Below are 16,575 nucleotides of genomic sequence, written 5' to 3'. Positions count from 1 at the left end.
GCCCTTGGTTGATGAGGGGAGCTTTCCTAAACCTCAGGTTGATGAAAGCTCCCCTCATCAACCAAACGGCGCTCTTCAGCGCCCGGAAGTACGCGGCCTGCCCCTCCTAGTCCGGGTGGCAGGAGCCGGCGATCGGGTCGACCAGGGCGTTGATCCACGGCTCGGCCGCGCACACGCCGTGGGCCGCGAACGCTTCCCTCACGTCGACGTGCCGCGCGTCGGCGCGTTCCGCCGCTTCCTTGATCGTGACGGACGTCGTGTTCGGGCTCAGCGCCCGGAACTGGGACGCCGGGCGGGCGTTCGAGCAGCGGCGGCACGAGCCGTCCACATTGGAACCGGCGCCCGCCCCGGACGCGTAGGAGTCGCCGAGTGCGACGTACTCCGGGGCGATCGGTGCGGGCGCCGGCAAAGCGACGGCGAGTACTCCAGCCAGAAGTCCCATGAGACCGGAGCACCACTGTGGATGATCGACCTGAAGTGCGTTAACCCAGTCGGGTGGGCAGCACGCAAACCGGGATGGCGGTCTGCAGCGGCGTGCCGGACGGGGTGATCCTGCCCGTGGCCTTGTCGACCTTGAACGACGTGACGTTGTTCGAGTTCTGGTTGGCCGCGAACAGCAACGACCCGGTCGGGTCGAACGTGATGTGCCGCGGGTACCTGCCGCCGACCGCGGTGGTGCCGATCATCGTCAGCCCGGAACCGCCGACCGCGAAGTGCGCGATGCTGTCGTGCCCGCGGTTCGACAGGTAGACGTGCCTGCCGTCCGCCGAGACCAGCACCTCGGCCGGGTAGTTCGTCGGGCTGCCGGACGGCACGGTCTTGAGCACCTGGCCCGGCGTGAGCGTCCCGTTCGCGTAGGCGCAGGTCACGATCGTCGAGTCCAGCTCGTTCGCCACGTAGGCCGTCTTGCCGTCCGGGTGGAACGCGATGTGCCGCGGCCCGGCTCCCGGCTTGACCTTCGCCTGCGAGACCTGGGTCAGCTTCCCGCCGGTGAACGAGTAGACGAACACCGAGTCCGCGCCGAGGTCGACCGCCGCCGCGTACCTGCCGGCCGGGTCGAACACGATGTGGTGCGCGTGCGGCCCTTCCTGGCGTTCCTTGTTCGGCCCGGACCCCTTGTGCTGCACCTTCTGCGTGCGCGCGCTAAGGCTGCCGTCCGCGTTGACCGGGAACACGCTGAGCGAGCCGGACGAGTAGTCGGCCGTGATCAGGTACTTCCCGGACGGGTCGAGCGTCAGGTGGCACGGGTCGGCGCCACCGGTCGCCTGCTTGTTGATCACCTTGAGCGTGGCCGCGTCGACCGCGGTGACCTCGCCCTGGGTGTTCTCGTTGACGGCGTAGAGGAACCTGCCGTCGCGCGACTCGATCACGAACGACGGGTTGACCACGCCGCTGATCACGCCTGTCGTCTTCAGCTGCCCGGTCACGATGTCGTAGGTGCCGACGCCGATGCCCTTGGCGCCACCGCTCCACGTCGTGTAGGCGCCGAAGAACACTCTCCGCGTGGCGGCAGCCGCCTCAGCGGTTCCTCCGGTCATCAGCAGTCCAGCTCCTACGCCCATGGCTCCGAGAAAACGTCGCCGGTCCACACCCACGTCCGCACCTCCGGGATAGCATTTGCGGCGGCGGCGCGATCCACACTGGCCTAGACCACTAAGGTCAGGCAATAGGTGCAATCAAGATTGCGTCTAACGCAACGGATCGTTGTTCACCAACCGGGCCTTCTCGGCCTCCAGGTCGTAGGCCGGCGGCGGGAACTTCGGGTCCATCTCGCGCAGGGTCTCCAGCAGCAGCTGGCTGATCGCCCAGTTCCGGTACCACTTGCGGTCCGACGGGATCGCGTACCAGGGCGTCTCCCGGCAGTTCTTCAACGCCCGGGTGTACGCGTCCTGGTACTTGGACCACTTCGACCGGACGTCGATGTCGGCCGGGTTGTACTTCCAGTTCTTCTTCGGGTCGTCCAGGCGCGCGAGCAGCCGTTCCTTCTGCACCTCCGGCGAGATGTGCAGGAAGCACTTGATCAGCCTGATGCCGGAGTCCGCGAGCTCCTGCTCGAACGTGTTGATCTCCTTGTAGCGGGTGCGCAGCTCCGCGGCCGTGATCAGGCGCTCGACCTTCGGCACGAGCACGTCCTCGTAGTGCGAGCGGTCGAACGCGCCGAGGCGGCCCTTCTCGGGCAGGACCTTGCGGATGCGCCAGAGGTAGTGGTGGCGCAGTTCGGCCGCGGTCGGTTTCTTGAACGACGCGATGCGCACGCCCTGCGGGTTCACCAGGCCCAGGACGTGGCTGACCACGCCACCCTTGCCCGAGGTGTCCATGCCCTGCAGCACGAGCAGCACCGCGCGAGAATTCTCCGCGTAGAGCGCCTCCTGCAGACCGTCCAGCTCGGCCCCGGTGGCGGCCAGGTCCTCGGCCGCCTCCTTCTTGCTCTGGGGACCGATCGGGCGGCCGGCCGGGTCGAGGGTGGAGAGATCCACCTCATCGAGTCGCAGCGCGTCACGAACCGACTTCTTCGCCATGATCTGACCGTAGCGATTCACCGTTGATTCTGCCGGTTGTGCAAGCAACAGCCACCGATTGATGAATCTACGCAACAAACTGATGCAGTGCGCAACGGTTGACGGTCGATATCGCTTGTCCACGCCCCTAGCCTTGGAGAATGACCGCCATCGCTGAGCACAACACCGCGGGAACCACGAATCCGGCTAGCGCGGACTACGTCGCCCTGGACGACGAGTGGAGCACGCACAACTACCACCCGCTGCCGGTGGTCATCTCGCACGGCGAGGGCTCGTGGGTCACCGACGTCGAAGGACGCCGTTACCTGGACTTCCTGTCCGGCTACTCGTCGCTGAACTTCGGGCACCGCCACCCCGCCCTGGTGGCCGCCGCCGTCGAGCAGCTCGGCCGCGTCACGCTGACCAGCCGCGCGTTCCACCACGACCAGTTCGGCCTGTTCTGCCGTGAGCTGGCCGCACTGACCGGCACCGAGATGGTGCTCGCGATGAACTCCGGCGCCGAAGCCGTCGAGTCCGCGATCAAGGTCGCGCGCAAGTGGGCGTACCAGGTCAAGCGCGTGCCCGAGGGCACGGCGGAGATCATCGTCGCCGGGTCCAACTTCCACGGCCGCACCACGACGATCGTGTCGTTCTCGACCGACGAGACCGCGCGCAACGACTTCGGGCCTTTCACGCCCGGCTTCAAGGTCGTCAAGTACGGCGCGCTCGACGAGATCGAGTCCGCGATCTCCCCGCGCACGGCCGCCGTGCTGCTGGAGCCCATCCAGGGCGAGGCCGGCGTCGTCGTGCCGCCCGCCGGGTACCTGGCCGGGATCCGCCGCCTGTGCGACCAGCACGACGTGCTGATGATCGCCGACGAGATCCAGTCCGGTCTCGGCCGCACCGGCGAGCTGTTCGCGCTCGACCACGAGGGCGTGCGCGCCGACCTGTACACGCTCGGCAAGGCGCTGGGCGGCGGTATCCTGCCGGTGTCCGCCGTGGTCGGGTCGCGGTCGGTGCTGGGCGTGCTGAAGCCTGGCGAGCACGGGTCGACGTTCGGTGGCAACCCGCTCGCCTGCGCCGTGGGCCGCGCGGTCGTCGGGTTGCTGGCGACCGGCGAGTTCCAGCAGCGTTCGCGGGACATGGGCGCGTACCTGCACGCCGAACTGAACAAGCTGGTCGGTCACGGCGTGGCCGAGGTGCGCGGGCGCGGGCTGTGGGCCGGCGTCGAGATCGCGCCTGGTGGCCCCGTCGGCCGGGCCGCGTCCGAGGCGCTCGCCACGCGCGGGGTGCTGTGCAAGGAGACGCACGCCTCGACGTTGCGCGTCGCGCCTCCGTTGGTCATCACGCGGGACGAGATCGACCTGGGCGTTCGGGCGATCGCCGAGGTCGTTCGTCCCGTTTAGGGTGATTTTCGTTCGTAGCTAGGTCACAGTTGCGGCGGACGAGCCTCCTGGTTCGTCCGCCGCATGCATCATGACTCTTATGGGTGAACGGGTGCGTGCTGAGGCCGCTGCCGCTTTGGGCAGATGGGTTGAGCCGGACGAGGTCTACGCCAAGGGACGCGCACTGCGGTCCTCAGTGGACTTCAGGGCGCACCGCGCGATGTCGCTGGCCCCTTCACGCCCGTCCGTGCTGGAGTTCCTGCGCGCCGGCAACAAGGGCCGATTGGAAAACCTGATCCCGCTGCGGATCGGGCGGATGCTGGAGAACCCGTTCGCGTTCTTCCGCGGTGCGGCCGGGCTGCAGGCGGGCGATCTCGCCGCCGGGTGCTCGACGGGCCTTCACGCTCAGCTGTGCGGTGATGCACACGCAGCGAACTTCGGCCTCTACGGCACGCCCGAGGGCCAGATCGTCATGGACATCAACGACTTCGACGAGACGCTGCCCGGCCCGTGGGAGTGGGACCTCAAGCGGCTCGTCGCCTCGCTGGTGCTGGCCGGTCGCGTCGGCGGCGTGTCGGACAAGGGCTGCCGCGACGCCGCCGAGGACGCCGTCAGCGCGTACCGGGGCACGATCCGGCACCTCGCGGAGATCCCGTTCATGGACTCGTGGACCGCCCTGGGTGACGAGTCCACGCTGTCGAAGGTCAAGGCCGACGACCTGCTCAACGACTTCTCCAAGGCCGCCGAGAAGTCGCGCAGGAACACCAGCGCGAAGTTCGCCGCCAAGTGGACCGCGCACGACGGCGAGAAGTGGCGGTTCATCACGAACCCGCCGACGTTCACCGAGGCCACTCCCCCGACCGCCAAGGCCGTGATCGCCTCGCTGCCGTCCTACGTGGACACCCTGCGCGAGTCGCGGACCAACCTGATCATGCGCTACGGCGTGTCGGACGTGGCGTTCCGCGTCGTCGGCACCGGCAGCGTCGGCCTGCGCAACTACCTGATCCTCCTGCACGGCAACGGCTCCGAGGCACTGGTGCTGCAGGCCAAGGAGGCCAGGCCGTCCGCGCTGCAGCCGTTCCTGAACGTCGAGCCCGCCAAGCACGAGGGCAAGCGGATCGTGCACGGCGCGCGGCTCGTGCAAGCGGAGACCGACATCCTGCTGGGCTGGACGACGATCGAGGGCCGGCACTTCATCGTGCGGCAGTTCCGCAACCGCAAGGGCGAGATCGACGCGACCACGCTGAAGCGCGACGACCTCGACGACTACGGCCGCTTCGCCGGCGCCCTGCTGGCCCGCGCGCACACCAGGTCCCTGGACCCGCGGCTGCTGGCCGGCTACTTCCAGAACGGCGGCGGCGATGACCTGGACGAGGCCTTCGCCAAGTACGCGTTCGACTACGCCGACCAGACCGAGGCGGACCACGCCGAGCTGGCCAGGCTGGTCAAGAACGGGAAGCTGCCCGCGACCGCCGAGGCCCGCTGACGCGCCTTCAGGCCCTCGCCGCGGAGTCGACCTAGGCGGTGTCTGACGATTTCGTCCGGTGAGAGGCGCGGGCGGGCGATCCGCGGACGATGTCGCCGCGACGGCCTCATACCGGGCGTATCCGGGCGTTGCGGCGGCGCCGTCCGCGGATCCCTCGGCCGCCACTATCGCCCGACGGAATTGTCGGACACCGCCTAGCCTGGCGGTATGAAGATCCGCCGCGCCGACTCCACCGACGACGTGTTCGCCGCCGCGCACCTGTTCGACGCGCCGCCGCGGCCGGACGCGACCGCGCGGTTCCTGGCGCAGGATCACAGCCATCTGCTGATCGCCTACATCGGCGACCAGCCCGCCGGTTTCGTGTCCGGGGTGGAGACCACGCACCCCGACAAGGGCACCGAGATGTTCCTCTACGAGCTGGGCGTGGACGACGCGTTCCTGCGGCGCGGCATCGGCACCGCGCTGGTGGAGGCGCTGAAAGCCCTCGCGGTGGAACGGGCCTGCTACGCGATGTGGACCGGCACCGCCGCGGGCGACACGGCGGCGCAGGCCACGTACCGCAAGGCGGGCGGGTCGATCGACGACGGCGCCTTCGTGTCCTGGGAGCTCTAGGTCCAAACCGGTTCGTCCACTTCGGACACCTTGCCGTCCGCCCGGAAGTGCAGGAACCGGTCGAACGACTTCGCGAACCACCTGTCGTGCGTGACCGCGACGACCGTGCCCTCGAAGTCGTTCAGCGCGTTCTGCAACGCCTCCGCCGACGCGAGGTCGAGGTTGTCCGTCGGCTCGTCGAGCAGCAGCAACGTCGCCCCGGACAGCTCCAGCAGCAGGATCTGGAACCGCGCCTGCTGCCCGCCGGAGAGGTTCTCGAACCGCTGGTCGCCCGCCTGGTGCAGGCCGTAGCGCTGCAGCACCGACATCGCTGCGCCCCGGTCCTTGCCGGTGCGCTGGCCCTCGCCGTGCCAGAGGATGTCGACGAGCGTGCGGCCGAGCCACTCCGGGTGCTCGTGCGTCTGCGCGAACAGGCCCGCCACGACCCGTGCGCCGAGCTTCCACTTGCCGGTGGTCCTCACCTCGTCACCGCCGAGCAGCCGCAGGAAGTGGCTCTTGCCGGAGCCGTTCGCGCCCAGCACGGCGACCCGGTCACCGAAGAAGATCTCCTGCGAGAAGGGCTGCATCAGCCCGGTCAGCTCCAGCGCCTCGCACGTGATCGCGCGCACGCCCGTCCGGCCACCCTTCAGCCGAGGCGTGACCTTCTCGTCCTGAGGGATCTCCGGCGGCGGGCCCGCCTGCTCGTAGCGTTCGAGGCGCGCGGCCATGACCCGGTACTTCTGAGCCATCACCTCGGAGGACTTGGCCAGCTGCTGGAGCGTGCGGACGAGGTCCTTGAGCCGCTCGTGCTCCTCGTTCCAGCGCCGGTGATCTTCCAGCAGCCTGTCGATGCGTTTCGCCCGGGCGCCGTGCCACGTCCCGAACGAGCCCGCGTGCGTCCACGTGGAATGCGCCTCGACCGTGACGACGTGCGTGGCGGCCGTGGACAGCAGCTCACGGTCGTGGCTGACGACGAGAACGGCCTTGTCGGTGGCCTTCAGCCGGTCTTCGAGCCAGCGCTTGCCGGGGACGTCGAGGTAGTTGTCGGGCTCGTCGAGCAGCAGGACCTGCTCGTGGCCGCGCAGCAGGGTCTCCAGGACCAGGCGCTTCTGCTCGCCGCCGGAGAGCGTGCGGACCTCGCGGAACCGGGCGCGGTCGTAGGGCAGGCCTAGGGCGGCGACGGTGACGGTGTCCCAGAGCACCTCGATGTCGTACCCGCCTGCCTCGCCGTAGCCGGAGAGGGCGTTCGCGTACCGCATCTGGGCGGGTTCGTCGTCGGTGTCCATCAGCGCGAGCTCGGCGTCGTCGAGCTCCACGGCCGCCTTGCGCAACGCCTCGGGGGCGACCGACAGCAACAGGTCGCGCACGAGCGAGTCGTCGCGGACCGAGCCGATGAACTGCGGCATCACCGCCAGCCCGCCCTGCACGTGCACGCTGCCCTGCTTCGGGGTGAGCTCCCCCGACAGGATCCGTTGCAGCGTCGTCTTGCCGGCACCGTTCGCGCCGACGAGCGCGACCACGGTCCCGCCGCTCACCTTGAACGAGACGTCGCGGAACAGCTCCCTGCCGTCAGGCAGGGTGTACGCGAGCCCGTTCGCTTCCAGATAACCCACGCCCGAGATCGTCGGGGTCGCCGCCCGGGAAAGCCAGTGAGTTTCCGGTCACCGCAGGCGGAGCGGGTACCTCCGGTACACCAGCACGGCGGCGGTGACCATGAGGCACTGGAAGGCGGGGCCGAACGCGCTGATCACCGTCAGCAGCACCGTGAGACCGCCGAAGACGAACAGGAGGGAGTAGAGCAACCAGGGACGCACCTGGCGGTTCATCGTGCGGGCGAGTCTCGGCTCGTCCGCGAGCAGCCGCTGTTCGATCTCCTCGAGCGAGCGGCGTTCGGCTTCACTCAGCATCAGTGCCTCCGGAGGACGTCGGGACGTCATCATTCCCGCCCGCCACCCAGTGGATACTCGAACGCCGCCGGAGTCAAACCCGAGAAAGTGCGACCAATCGGCTGACAGCTCGCAGGTACTTCTTGCGGTAACCGCCGCGCAGCATCTCGTCGGTGAACAGCTCCGAGAGCGGCTGCCCCGAGACCGCCACCGGGATGTCGCGGTCGTAGAGCCGGTCGCCGAACGCCACGAGCCTCAGCCCGACGCTCTGGTCCGGCGCGGCCTTGACGTCCTTCAGGTGCACCGCGGTGACGCCGTCGAGCAGCCGCCCGTACTTCGACGGGTGGATGCGGGCGAGCGCCTTGCAGAGGTCGTCGAAGTCGTCGAGGGTCGAACCTGCGGTGTTAGAGGCTCTAACAATCAAGTCAGTGTCTGACATGGGTGACGGGGCATCCGGCAGGCCGCGGTGGCGGTAGTCGGGGCCGTCCACGCGCACGACGTCGAACTTCGACGACATCGACTGGATCTCGCGCAGGAATTCAGCGGCGGCGAACCGGCCCTCGCCGAGCTTGTCCGGCAGCGTGTTCGAGGTGGCCGCGACGTGCACGCCGGCCGCGACGAGTTCCTTGATCAGGCGCGTGACCAGCATCGTGTCGCCGGGATCGTCGAGCTCGAACTCGTCGATGGCGAGCAGCTTGTGGCCCGACAGCCGCTTCACAGCCTCGGGGAACGTCAGGACGCCGACCATGTTCGTCAGTTCGACGAACGTGCCGTACGCCTTAGGGCCCGGCACGGCGTGCCAGAGCGAGGCGAGCAGGTGGGTCTTGCCGACGCCGAAGCCGCCGTCGAGGTAGAGGCCGAGCTTGCCCTCGTCGGAGTCCCTGGACCCGAACAGCGACCACTTCTTGCGGCGCACGCTGACCCGCGCGGCGAACAGGCGGCCCGCCTCGACCGCGGCGGCCTGCGAGGGTTCGTCGGGGTTCGGGATGTAGGTGTCGAAGCTGACCGAGTCGAACCTCGGTGGCGGTACCAGGCCCTCGATCAGTTCGTCGGCACCGATCTGAGGATCCCGGTCGGACAAGCGCATGCCCGCACCTTATCGGCGTGATGGGATGGCTCGGTGGAGATGTTGTGGCCCTCACCGGGCGTTGAGATGACCGACACAGCCCTCGAGTCGCTGTACGGGTATCCCGCGGGCCGCACCTGGGTGACCGCGAACTTCGTGTCCAGCGTGGACGGCGCGGTGTCGGTCGACGGCCGGTCGGCCGGGCTGGGCTCGCCCGCGGACCGGCGCATCTACCTGCTCGGGCGCGAACTCGCCGACGTCGTGCTGGTGGGCTCGGCGACTGTGCTGGCCGAGGGGTACCGGGGCGCGAAGCGCACCAGGCCGTTGCCGATCGCCGTGGTGACGGCGCGCGGGTCGCTGACGCCGGACCTGCCGCTGTTCACCGACACCGCCGTGCCGCCGATCGTGATCACCACCGAGGCCGCCCGGATGCCCGCGCTGCCCGCCGACGTGGTCGTCGCCGGCGAGACCGAGGTGGACCTGGGCGTCGCGGTCACCGAGCTCGCGGCACGGGGACTGCACCGGATCGACCTCGAGGGCGGGCCGCGGTTGTTCGGGTCGATGGTGGCCGCCGGCCTGGTGGACGCGCTGAACCTGACGGTGGCACCCCTGCTCGCGGTGGGCGACTCCTCACGGATCGCGCACGGTCCGGTGATCCCGCCCGTGGACCTCGCGCTGGTGTCGGTGCTACGCGAGGACGACGTGCTTTTGCTGCGGTATCAACGGCAGAATTCCAGTTGAAGAGGCAGGATGTGCGCGTGGACCTACCGCTGACACCGCCGCTGCAGCCGATGCTCGCCACCGCGGTGGACGGGATCCCGGACGACGCGAACCTGTTCTTCGAACCGAAGTGGGACGGGTTCCGCTGCGTGGTGTTCCGCTCCGGCGACGAGGTGCTGCTGCAGTCGCGCAGCGGCAAGCCGCTCAACCGCTACTTCCCCGAGGTCGCCGCCTCGATGCTGGACGTGCTGCCCGACCGGGTGGTCGTCGACGGCGAGCTGGTGGTCGCGAAGAACGACGAGCTGGACTTCGACGCGTTGTCCGAGCGCATCCACCCGGCCGCCTCGCGGGTGACGATGCTGTCGGAGTCCACGCCGGCCACGTTCGTCGCCTTCGACCTGCTCGCGCTGGGGTCCGAGGTGCTGATGGAGTCGCCGACGATCGCGCGGCGCGAGGCGTTGCTGCAGCTGCCCGGGTTGAACGTGACGCCCGCGACGACGTCCGTCGAGACTGCGCGGCAGTGGTTCACGCTGTTCGAGGGCGCCGGGCTGGACGGCGTGATGGGCAAGCCGTCGGACGGCCCGTACACGCCGGGCAAGCGTTCGATGATCAAGGTGAAGCACGCCCGCACCGCCGACGTCGTGCTCGCCGGGTTGCGCTGGCACAAGGACACCGAGCCCGGCACGGCGGTCGGTTCGTTGCTGCTCGGCGTCTACGACTCCGGCGACCTGCTGCACCACATCGGCGTCTGCGGTTCGTTCAAGGCCGCCGAACGCAGGGAGCTCGCGGCCGAGCTGGCGCCGTTGATCACCACGGGAGACCACCCGTGGGCGAGTCCCGTTCCGGGCCAGCGGATCCCCGGTGAGATCAACCGGTGGCGCGGCAAGCAGGCCGAGTACGTGGCGCTGCGTCCCGAGCGGGTGCTGGAGATCCACTACACGCAGACCGAGGGCGAGCAGCCGGTGCGGTTGCGGCACAACGGCCAGTTCGCGCGGTGGCGGCCGGACCGGGAACCGCTGTCGTGCCGCTACGACCAGCTGGAGATCCCGGCCCGCTACGACGTGGCTTCCGTGTTGAAGGGCGAGCTCCGGGCCCGTTAGACGTCGGGCTTGGCCGATCGCGTCGCACCGATCGACGCGATCACGACACAGCAGACGGCAGCCCATTGTGCCGCCTTGAGGTGCTCGCCGAGCAGCAGCAGGCCCGCGACGGCGGCCACCGCCGGTTCCATCGACATCAGGATCCCGAACACGCGCGGCGGCATGCGGCGCAACGCCTCCAGCTCCAGCGAGTACGGGACCACCGACGACATCAGCGCGACCGCGAACCCCGCCGCGAGCACCAGCGGGTCGAGCATCGCCGTGCCTGCCGAGCCGACGCCGAACGGCAGCGCGATCACCGCCCCGACCACCATCGCGAGCGCGAGGCCCTTGCCGTCGGTCGTCTGGCTGCCGAGCCTGGCCGTCACCAGGATGTACGCCGCCCAGCACGCGCCCGCGGCCAGTGCGAACAACACACCTGTCCACAACAGACCGCCCTGCACGCCCGTGAGCAGCACCACTCCAACAGCCGCGAGCAACACCCACACGCCGTCGATCCAGCGCCGTGACCCGGCGACGGCCACCGCGAGCGGCCCGAGGAACTCGATCGTGACGGCCGCGCCGAGCGGGATGCGGTCGAGCGCCGCGTAGAAGCAGAGGTTCATCGCCGCGAGCACCGTGCCGTAGGTGGCGATGGTGACGAGCGTGCGGCGGTCGAGCCGGACGGACGGGCGCCAGATCACGACCAGTACCAGCGCGGCCATGACCAGGCGCAACGTCACCGTGCCCGCCGCACCCGCGACCGTGAACAGCTGCTTCGCGAACGCGGCGCCGACCTGCACGCTGACGATGCCGAGGAGCACGAGGGCCGTCGGCGGGATGCCACCCATGAGACGAGCGGCGGGAAGCCGATCAGCGCGAGCCATGCCCCCATCCTGACTCACTGGATTCTCACCTGTGCCGTGCGAGGCTCAGCTTCCCGGAGTGTGAACGAGAGTGAGGAAATCTGTGCGTCGCGCTGCCTTGGCCCTACTGGCAGTGAGCGTGCTGACGGCGTGCAGCGCGGGGCCCTCGAACAGGCCGGTGATCGCGGTCAAGGGCGAGGGCGACCAGCCCGTCGACCAGAGCACGCTCGCCGGGCCCCAGCCCGTGCCCCCGCTGAGCGAGTACAAGGCGGACTCGCTGCCGTGGTCGCCGTGCAACGAGCAGATGAAGGACCGCTTCGGCGCCGATGTCCCGCAGGGCGACCAGAAGTACGAATGCGCGCGCATGACCACCGTGCTCGACCCGCCGGGACGCCCCGGCCGCGGCACGATCGGCATCGCCCTGACGCGCGTCGGCACGGGCAAGAGCGCGCTGGTCGTCGTCAACGACCCCGGCGGCGAGCCCGGCACGCTGAAGGCCGCGCGGCTCGCGGCGGCGTTGCCGAAGGAAATCCTCAGCACGTTCACGATCATCGGCATGGACCGGCGCGGCACCGGCCGTTCGGACGGCATGGCGTGCGTTCCGCAGGCCACGCGCGCACAGCTCGTCGAGTACGACCCGGCCGAGACCGAGCAGTCGACCCTCGTGGTCGCCGCGGGCGAGGCGTCGCAGGAGTGCGTGCTCGACCTCGAAGGCCGGCTGACCGCGTTCGACTCGTGGCGCGCGGCCGCCGACCTCGAACGCCTCCGCGACTACCTGGGCACCGACCGCCTCAACGCCATCGGCCTGGGCGAGGGTTCGCGCGTCGTCACGACCTACGCCCAGCGCTACCCGAACCGCATCGGCCGCACCGTCCTGGACGGCGCCCCGGACCCGGCGCTCGACCAGGTGGGCGTCCTCGAGTCCCGCGCCGTCGCGGCGGAGGCGACGTTCGACGCGTTCGCCCGCGACTGCAAGACCCGTGGCTGCGCGCTCTCGAACCCCCGCGAGGACGTCACGGCACTCCTGGCCCAGCTGCGAACCGGCCGCGTGCGCGGCGAGTACGTCGACCTGACCCCGGGCTCGGCCCTGAACGCGATCCTGGCGGGCCTGACCGACCGGGCCCGCTGGCCCGCACTCGCCGACGCCCTGGTGAAGGCCCGAGCCGGCGACAGCACGGGCCTGTTCGCCCTGCTGGAACCGCTGGTCAACGACCTGGACGAGAACCCGCCGCGCTTCGACGCGGGCCTGATCATCGGCTGCAACGACACCGCCACCCGCATCCCCCCGGACCGGGTGAAGGCCCTCACCGCCGACTGGCAGTCGAAGCACGCGATGTTCGGCGCCGTGTTCGCCCGCATGCTGTTGCACTGCAACCCGTTCCCGCCACCCAAGGCCGAGAAGGTGGACGCCCTGAAGAGCGCGCCCCCGATCGTGGTCCTCAGCACCGCCAACGACCTCTCCACCCCCGCGCCCGGCACCGAGCACACGGCGCAGCGGCTGCCGGGGTCGTCGTTGATCGGGTGGCAGGGCAGCGGGCACGGCGCGCTCACCCTGTCGGGGTGCGCGACCACGGCGGTGCGCGACTACCTGATCGACGCGAAGGTGCCGTCGAACGGCACCGTCTGCCCGCCCTGATCGGGCTACGGCGGACAGGGAGCTCTCGCTCAACCGCGATGCGGAGACGCTGTCGGGGTGTGCCGTCTGCGCGCCCCGATCAGTGCCGCTGAACGCAAAGGAGGAGCCGTTCGCGTGACCACGACGCGAACAGCTCCCCGCGCGAATCTTCGTGTCAGCAGCTGGAACAGCAGCCGCAGCCGGGCCCCGTGCACCCGGAACAGCACCCACACGTACCCATCAGGGCCTCCCCGTCCTCCAAGCCGGACCTGCGCGGGACATCCGCGCACCTCACGGTCCGCCCCGCCACCAGCCCTGGGAACCCCTCTCACCCGAACGCGTGCAGACAACCACCAGTGCGTCGCAGCACGTGATCGCGCTACGCGCCCAGGTCGGCCAGGGCCTTCTGGGCTGCCTCCAGTTCGGCACGCAGTTGCTCCACCCGGGCGAGCTGCTGGGCACGCGCCGCGTTCAGCACGCCCTCGACGATCTCGGCGACCTCGGGCGTCAGCAGCTTCGCGGCCTGGGCCACCTGCGCGGGCGGCACCGGCGTCGGCCGGACCGTCCTGCGAGTGCCCTGCAGCACCTCTACGGCCCACTCGCCCTCGCCCGTCGTCACCAGCGTGATCGTGACCTCGGGGAAGGTGCTCTTCGCGGCCTGCTTGCGCGCGGCGGGCTTCGCGGGCGCCTGCTCGGCGGGAGCGGGTGCAGGTTTCGGCTTGGGGGCCGCGGGCTTCACCGGCGCCTCCGGGACGTAGGGGTGGATGACCTCAGTCTCCCGCGGCGGCTCCGGCGGCGCCGGAGGCGGGGTCGCCGGCTTCTTGCGCGGCGGCGGCTTCTCCAGCGTCAACTCGGCCGGGGAGAAGGACATCTCGTCCTTCGAGCCCGTGGGCCGGACCTGGATGAAATCACCCTCCGGAGGGTCGATGACGGCCAGCAGCTTCGCCGACCTGCCCTCCTCCATGCCGACCGCGGCCGCTGTGAACCACACCATCGGCTGACTGCCTTCGTCCAACTGCGACCGCAGGTCGACGACGTCCTCCGCCGACAGCCCGCTCTTCTTCGCCATCGCGCTGCCTCCCCGTTCGAACACCTGTGCCCCAGCATGCCCTACACCCCTGACATTTCTGAGCACAGGGTCGGCAACAAGATCATCAACGGGCGAAGCAGCGCGTGAGAGCGCTCTCAGGCCTCTTCTTCGGCCTTTTCGGCGTCCTCGGCTCGCAACTGGTACTCGCACCCGTACTCGACCGCGTACGACAGGTCGTACACGTGCACGATCTTGGGCCCGCCGTGCAGGTGCACGTACGTCACGGTCTGCTTCGGGTCCTCGGGCGTGGACGGCAGCGAATCGACCCTGCCGTCGAGGGGACCGCCGACGTACCGCACTACATATGGCTGGGACATCACGACCTCCTCTCGCGTTCAGCCCAGTCTACGAGGTCGGCCACTGGATCCGTTCCCGATACAGCCGGTTGGCTCACTCACTCCCGAACCACCGCACGGCGAGTTCGTCGAACGAATCCCCCTCAGACATCTCACGCAGGTACTTGGGCAAGTCGGAGTAGACGTGCAACAGCGCGTAAGCCATCACCCGGCGAGGATCCGGCACCCGCCCGTACGCCTCCACCAACGCCTTCCAGCACTTCGCGTCGCCCTTGGTCACGAACAGCCCGGCACTGGCGAACTCGTACTCGAACGCCCCGCGCATCGCGGGCTCGAAGTCGAACAGTCCGGACAAAGTCCCGTTGCGCCACAACAGATGTGCGCTCATCACCTCGGTGTGCAGCAACACCGGCCGCTCGGCACCGAGATCCACCCCGTCGAGGAACGCCGGAATCCGCTCCAGCCACCGCTCGTCCAGGCCGCGCTCGCGTTGCAGCTCAACGCATCCCCGCCGCTGCCCGGCGACGAACGCGGCCCAGTCCCCCGGCCCGAGGACCGCGGGCGGCTCGATCGCGTGCAGCGCCTTCAGCACTTCCCCGACCCGCGCGCTGACCTCGACGTCCGGCACCGCGGGCTCCTCACCGCGCAGCCGCGACATCAGCACGTACGCCCAGTCGTCGAGCACCCCGACGCCCTGGCACCGGGGAGTCGGCACCGGCAACCTGCCGTGCAGCGCCTCCATCACGGCGACCTCGATCGGCACCTCGCCGTGGTACTGCGGCGGGAACAACTTCAGCACCAGGTCGTCCCCGACGGCGAAGACGGGCAGTGACCCCTCCTCGAACCGCACGACATCGCCGTCCAGCCCCAGGCGGTCGCGGTACGACTCGGCGTCCTGCTGCGTCGGCTCCACACCGTGATCATCACCGATCGGGGCCGGCGAACGCCACCTCCCGCGCAGTCACTCCTGCTTGCGGGCGCGGGAAGGCTGCACGCGCAGCGGCTCACCGGGCATCTTCGGGTAGTCCGGCGGGTAGGGCATCTCACCGCGCGGATCGGCCGCGTACCACTCCAGCAGCGTCTCGATGCCGAACGCCCCGGAGTCCAGGCCGGCGTGCGGGTCGCCGCGCTCCTCCAGGTACTTCGGCACGGTCAGCACGTCGAAGTCGTCCGGGTCCACAGTGGACAGCTCGTCCCACAGCACCGGGGTCGAGACCGTCGCGCGCGGCGTTCCGCGCACCGACCAGGCGGAGGCGATCGTGCGGTCGCGGGCGGCCTGGTTGAAGTCGATGAAGACGCGCTCGCCGCGTTCTTCCTTCCACCAGGCCGAAGTCGCCTGGGAGGGGGCGCGCTTCTCGACCTCGCGGGCCAGTGCGATCACGGCGTGCCGGACGTCGACGAAGTCCCATTCCGGCCTGATCCGCACGGCGACGTGGATGCCGCGGCCACCGGAGGTCTTGGGGTAGCCGGTGAGACCCGCGTCGGCCAGCACCTCGCGCAGCACTTGGGCCACGCGGGCGGCGTCGGAGAAGTCGGTGCCCGGCTGCGGGTCCAGGTCGATGCGCAGCTCGTCCGGGTGGTCGACGTCGGGACGGCGCACCGGCCACGGGTGGAAGTCGAACGTGCCGAGGTTCGCGGCCCAGACGATCACGGCCTCGGAGGTCGGGCAGATCTCGTCGGCGGGACGGCCGGACGGGAACTTCACCTGCACGGTCTCGACGTAGTCAGGGGCGCCCTTGGGCACGCGCTTCTGGTAGAACGCCTCGCCCTCGACGCCGTCCACGTAGCGCTTCAGCACGACGGGACGGTCGTGCAGCACCCGCAGCAGGACCGGCGCCACCGTGCGGTAGTACTCGACCACCTGCCGCTTGGTGATGCCCCGCGCGGGGAAGTACGGCTTGTCCGGGTTGGACACCCGCACCAGCTGGTCACCGACCTCGAGCTCGATCGCCTTGGAAGCCACGGCAGAACATTAAGGCCTGTGTCGAGGTCACGTT

17 protein-coding genes are annotated in these 16,575 nt (G+C 69.7%); 6 read left to right on the top strand and 11 right to left on the bottom strand.

The window, feature by feature from the left end:
- Positions 1-106 precede the first annotated feature (106 nt).
- The 3 genes from LX88_RS38555 to LX88_RS38545 all read right to left on the bottom strand — a co-directional run bounded on the left by LX88_RS38555 (position 107) and on the right by LX88_RS38545 (position 2,519).
- Positions 107-442, bottom strand: coding sequence for a hypothetical protein (locus LX88_RS38555; RefSeq protein ID WP_258952690.1), 336 nt, complete (start codon positions 440-442; stop codon positions 107-109).
- A gap of 40 nt (positions 443-482) precedes the next feature.
- A complete protein-coding gene (locus LX88_RS38550; protein ID WP_258952689.1) occupies positions 483-1,562 on the bottom strand; it encodes a lactonase family protein in 1,080 nt (359 codons plus the stop codon).
- 126 nt (positions 1,563-1,688) lie between these two features.
- Positions 1,689-2,519, bottom strand: a complete 831-nt coding sequence (locus tag LX88_RS38545) for a PPK2 family polyphosphate kinase (RefSeq protein WP_258952688.1) — start codon at positions 2,517-2,519, stop codon at positions 1,689-1,691.
- 140 nt (positions 2,520-2,659) lie between these two features.
- Between LX88_RS38545 and rocD the strand changes: the two genes are divergently transcribed.
- From rocD to LX88_RS38530, 3 genes are all read left to right on the top strand, one after another.
- A complete protein-coding gene (gene rocD / locus LX88_RS38540) occupies positions 2,660-3,904 on the top strand; it encodes an ornithine--oxo-acid transaminase (RefSeq protein ID WP_258952687.1) in 1,245 nt (414 codons plus the stop codon).
- A gap of 79 nt (positions 3,905-3,983) precedes the next feature.
- The gene (locus LX88_RS38535) at positions 3,984-5,369 is read left to right on the top strand and encodes a DUF2252 domain-containing protein (RefSeq protein WP_258952686.1); all 1,386 of its coding nucleotides are present in this window, start codon (positions 3,984-3,986) and stop codon (positions 5,367-5,369) included.
- A gap of 207 nt (positions 5,370-5,576) precedes the next feature.
- The gene (locus LX88_RS38530; protein ID WP_258952685.1) at positions 5,577-5,981 is read left to right on the top strand and encodes a GNAT family N-acetyltransferase; all 405 of its coding nucleotides are present in this window, start codon (positions 5,577-5,579) and stop codon (positions 5,979-5,981) included.
- Here the strand turns inward: LX88_RS38530 and LX88_RS38525 are convergent.
- The 3 genes from LX88_RS38525 to zapE all read right to left on the bottom strand — a co-directional run bounded on the left by LX88_RS38525 (position 5,978) and on the right by zapE (position 8,933).
- Complete coding sequence (locus LX88_RS38525) at positions 5,978-7,573, bottom strand: ABC-F family ATP-binding cassette domain-containing protein (protein ID WP_258952684.1); 1,596 nt, start codon at positions 7,571-7,573, stop codon at positions 5,978-5,980. The two genes, LX88_RS38530 and LX88_RS38525, sit on opposite strands and share 4 nt — an antisense overlap.
- A gap of 48 nt (positions 7,574-7,621) precedes the next feature.
- Complete coding sequence (locus tag LX88_RS38520) at positions 7,622-7,867, bottom strand: DUF3040 domain-containing protein (RefSeq protein WP_258952683.1); 246 nt, start codon at positions 7,865-7,867, stop codon at positions 7,622-7,624.
- A gap of 73 nt (positions 7,868-7,940) precedes the next feature.
- Complete coding sequence (gene zapE / locus LX88_RS38515) at positions 7,941-8,933, bottom strand: cell division protein ZapE (RefSeq protein WP_258952682.1); 993 nt, start codon at positions 8,931-8,933, stop codon at positions 7,941-7,943.
- A gap of 66 nt (positions 8,934-8,999) precedes the next feature.
- Between zapE and LX88_RS38510 the strand changes: the two genes are divergently transcribed.
- Positions 9,000-9,653, top strand: a complete 654-nt coding sequence (locus LX88_RS38510) for a dihydrofolate reductase family protein (protein ID WP_258952681.1) — start codon at positions 9,000-9,002, stop codon at positions 9,651-9,653.
- Between the two features lie 17 nt (positions 9,654-9,670).
- A complete protein-coding gene (locus LX88_RS38505; protein WP_258952680.1) occupies positions 9,671-10,732 on the top strand; it encodes an ATP-dependent DNA ligase in 1,062 nt (353 codons plus the stop codon).
- On the opposite strand, the gene LX88_RS38500 is transcribed toward LX88_RS38505, so the two are convergent.
- Entirely contained in the window at positions 10,729-11,598 is an 870-nt protein-coding gene (locus LX88_RS38500) for an EamA family transporter (RefSeq protein ID WP_258952679.1), read from the bottom strand. The two genes, LX88_RS38505 and LX88_RS38500, sit on opposite strands and share 4 nt — an antisense overlap.
- Before the next feature lie 112 nt (positions 11,599-11,710).
- Here LX88_RS38500 and LX88_RS38495 point away from each other — a divergent pair, with 112 nt between their 5' ends.
- Positions 11,711-13,213, top strand: a complete 1,503-nt coding sequence (locus LX88_RS38495) for an alpha/beta hydrolase (RefSeq protein WP_258952678.1) — start codon at positions 11,711-11,713, stop codon at positions 13,211-13,213.
- 358 nt (positions 13,214-13,571) lie between these two features.
- On the opposite strand, the gene LX88_RS38490 is transcribed toward LX88_RS38495, so the two are convergent.
- From LX88_RS38490 to ligD, 4 genes are all read right to left on the bottom strand, one after another.
- Positions 13,572-14,261, bottom strand: coding sequence for a DUF6319 family protein (locus LX88_RS38490; RefSeq protein ID WP_090069291.1), 690 nt, complete (start codon positions 14,259-14,261; stop codon positions 13,572-13,574).
- Positions 14,262-14,377: 116 nt separating this feature from the next.
- Positions 14,378-14,599: a DUF8847 domain-containing protein gene (locus LX88_RS38485; protein ID WP_090069289.1), complete on the bottom strand. Its 222-nt coding sequence runs from the start codon at positions 14,597-14,599 to the stop codon at positions 14,378-14,380.
- A 73-nt stretch (positions 14,600-14,672) separates the two neighbouring features.
- Positions 14,673-15,491 (bottom strand): phosphotransferase family protein, encoded by an 819-nt coding sequence (locus LX88_RS38480; RefSeq protein WP_258952677.1) that lies wholly within the window; start codon positions 15,489-15,491, stop codon positions 14,673-14,675.
- A 48-nt stretch (positions 15,492-15,539) separates the two neighbouring features.
- Positions 15,540-16,541, bottom strand: coding sequence for a non-homologous end-joining DNA ligase (gene ligD, locus LX88_RS38475; protein ID WP_258952676.1), 1,002 nt, complete (start codon positions 16,539-16,541; stop codon positions 15,540-15,542).
- Positions 16,542-16,575 lie beyond the last annotated feature (34 nt).

The organism is Lentzea californiensis (assembly GCF_024648825.1).
Lineage (GTDB): Bacteria > Actinomycetota > Actinomycetes > Mycobacteriales > Pseudonocardiaceae > Lentzea > Lentzea californiensis.
This window is presented reverse-complemented; position numbering and strand designations above follow the sequence as displayed.

Excerpts from the sequence above, each read along its gene's own strand:
- LX88_RS38555 (WP_258952690.1), bottom strand. The coding sequence starts at position 442 with ATGGGACTTCTGGCTGGAGTACTCGCCGTCGCTTTGCCGGCGCCCGCA.
- LX88_RS38500 (WP_258952679.1), bottom strand. The coding sequence starts at position 11,598 with ATGGCTCGCGCTGATCGGCTTCCCGCCGCTCGTCTCATGGGTGGCATC.
- LX88_RS38510 (WP_258952681.1), top strand. The coding sequence starts at position 9,000 with ATGACCGACACAGCCCTCGAGTCGCTGTACGGGTATCCCGCGGGCCGC.
- LX88_RS38485 (WP_090069289.1), bottom strand. The coding sequence starts at position 14,599 with ATGTCCCAGCCATATGTAGTGCGGTACGTCGGCGGTCCCCTCGACGGC.
- LX88_RS38545 (WP_258952688.1), bottom strand. The coding sequence starts at position 2,519 with ATGGCGAAGAAGTCGGTTCGTGACGCGCTGCGACTCGATGAGGTGGAT.
- LX88_RS38490 (WP_090069291.1), bottom strand. The coding sequence starts at position 14,261 with ATGGCGAAGAAGAGCGGGCTGTCGGCGGAGGACGTCGTCGACCTGCGG.
- LX88_RS38535 (WP_258952686.1), top strand. The coding sequence starts at position 3,984 with ATGGGTGAACGGGTGCGTGCTGAGGCCGCTGCCGCTTTGGGCAGATGG.
- LX88_RS38520 (WP_258952683.1), bottom strand. The coding sequence starts at position 7,867 with ATGCTGAGTGAAGCCGAACGCCGCTCGCTCGAGGAGATCGAACAGCGG.
- LX88_RS38530 (WP_258952685.1), top strand. The coding sequence starts at position 5,577 with ATGAAGATCCGCCGCGCCGACTCCACCGACGACGTGTTCGCCGCCGCG.
- rocD (WP_258952687.1), top strand. The coding sequence starts at position 2,660 with ATGACCGCCATCGCTGAGCACAACACCGCGGGAACCACGAATCCGGCT.
- zapE (WP_258952682.1), bottom strand. The coding sequence starts at position 8,933 with ATGCGCTTGTCCGACCGGGATCCTCAGATCGGTGCCGACGAACTGATC.
- LX88_RS38550 (WP_258952689.1), bottom strand. The coding sequence starts at position 1,562 with ATGGGCGTAGGAGCTGGACTGCTGATGACCGGAGGAACCGCTGAGGCG.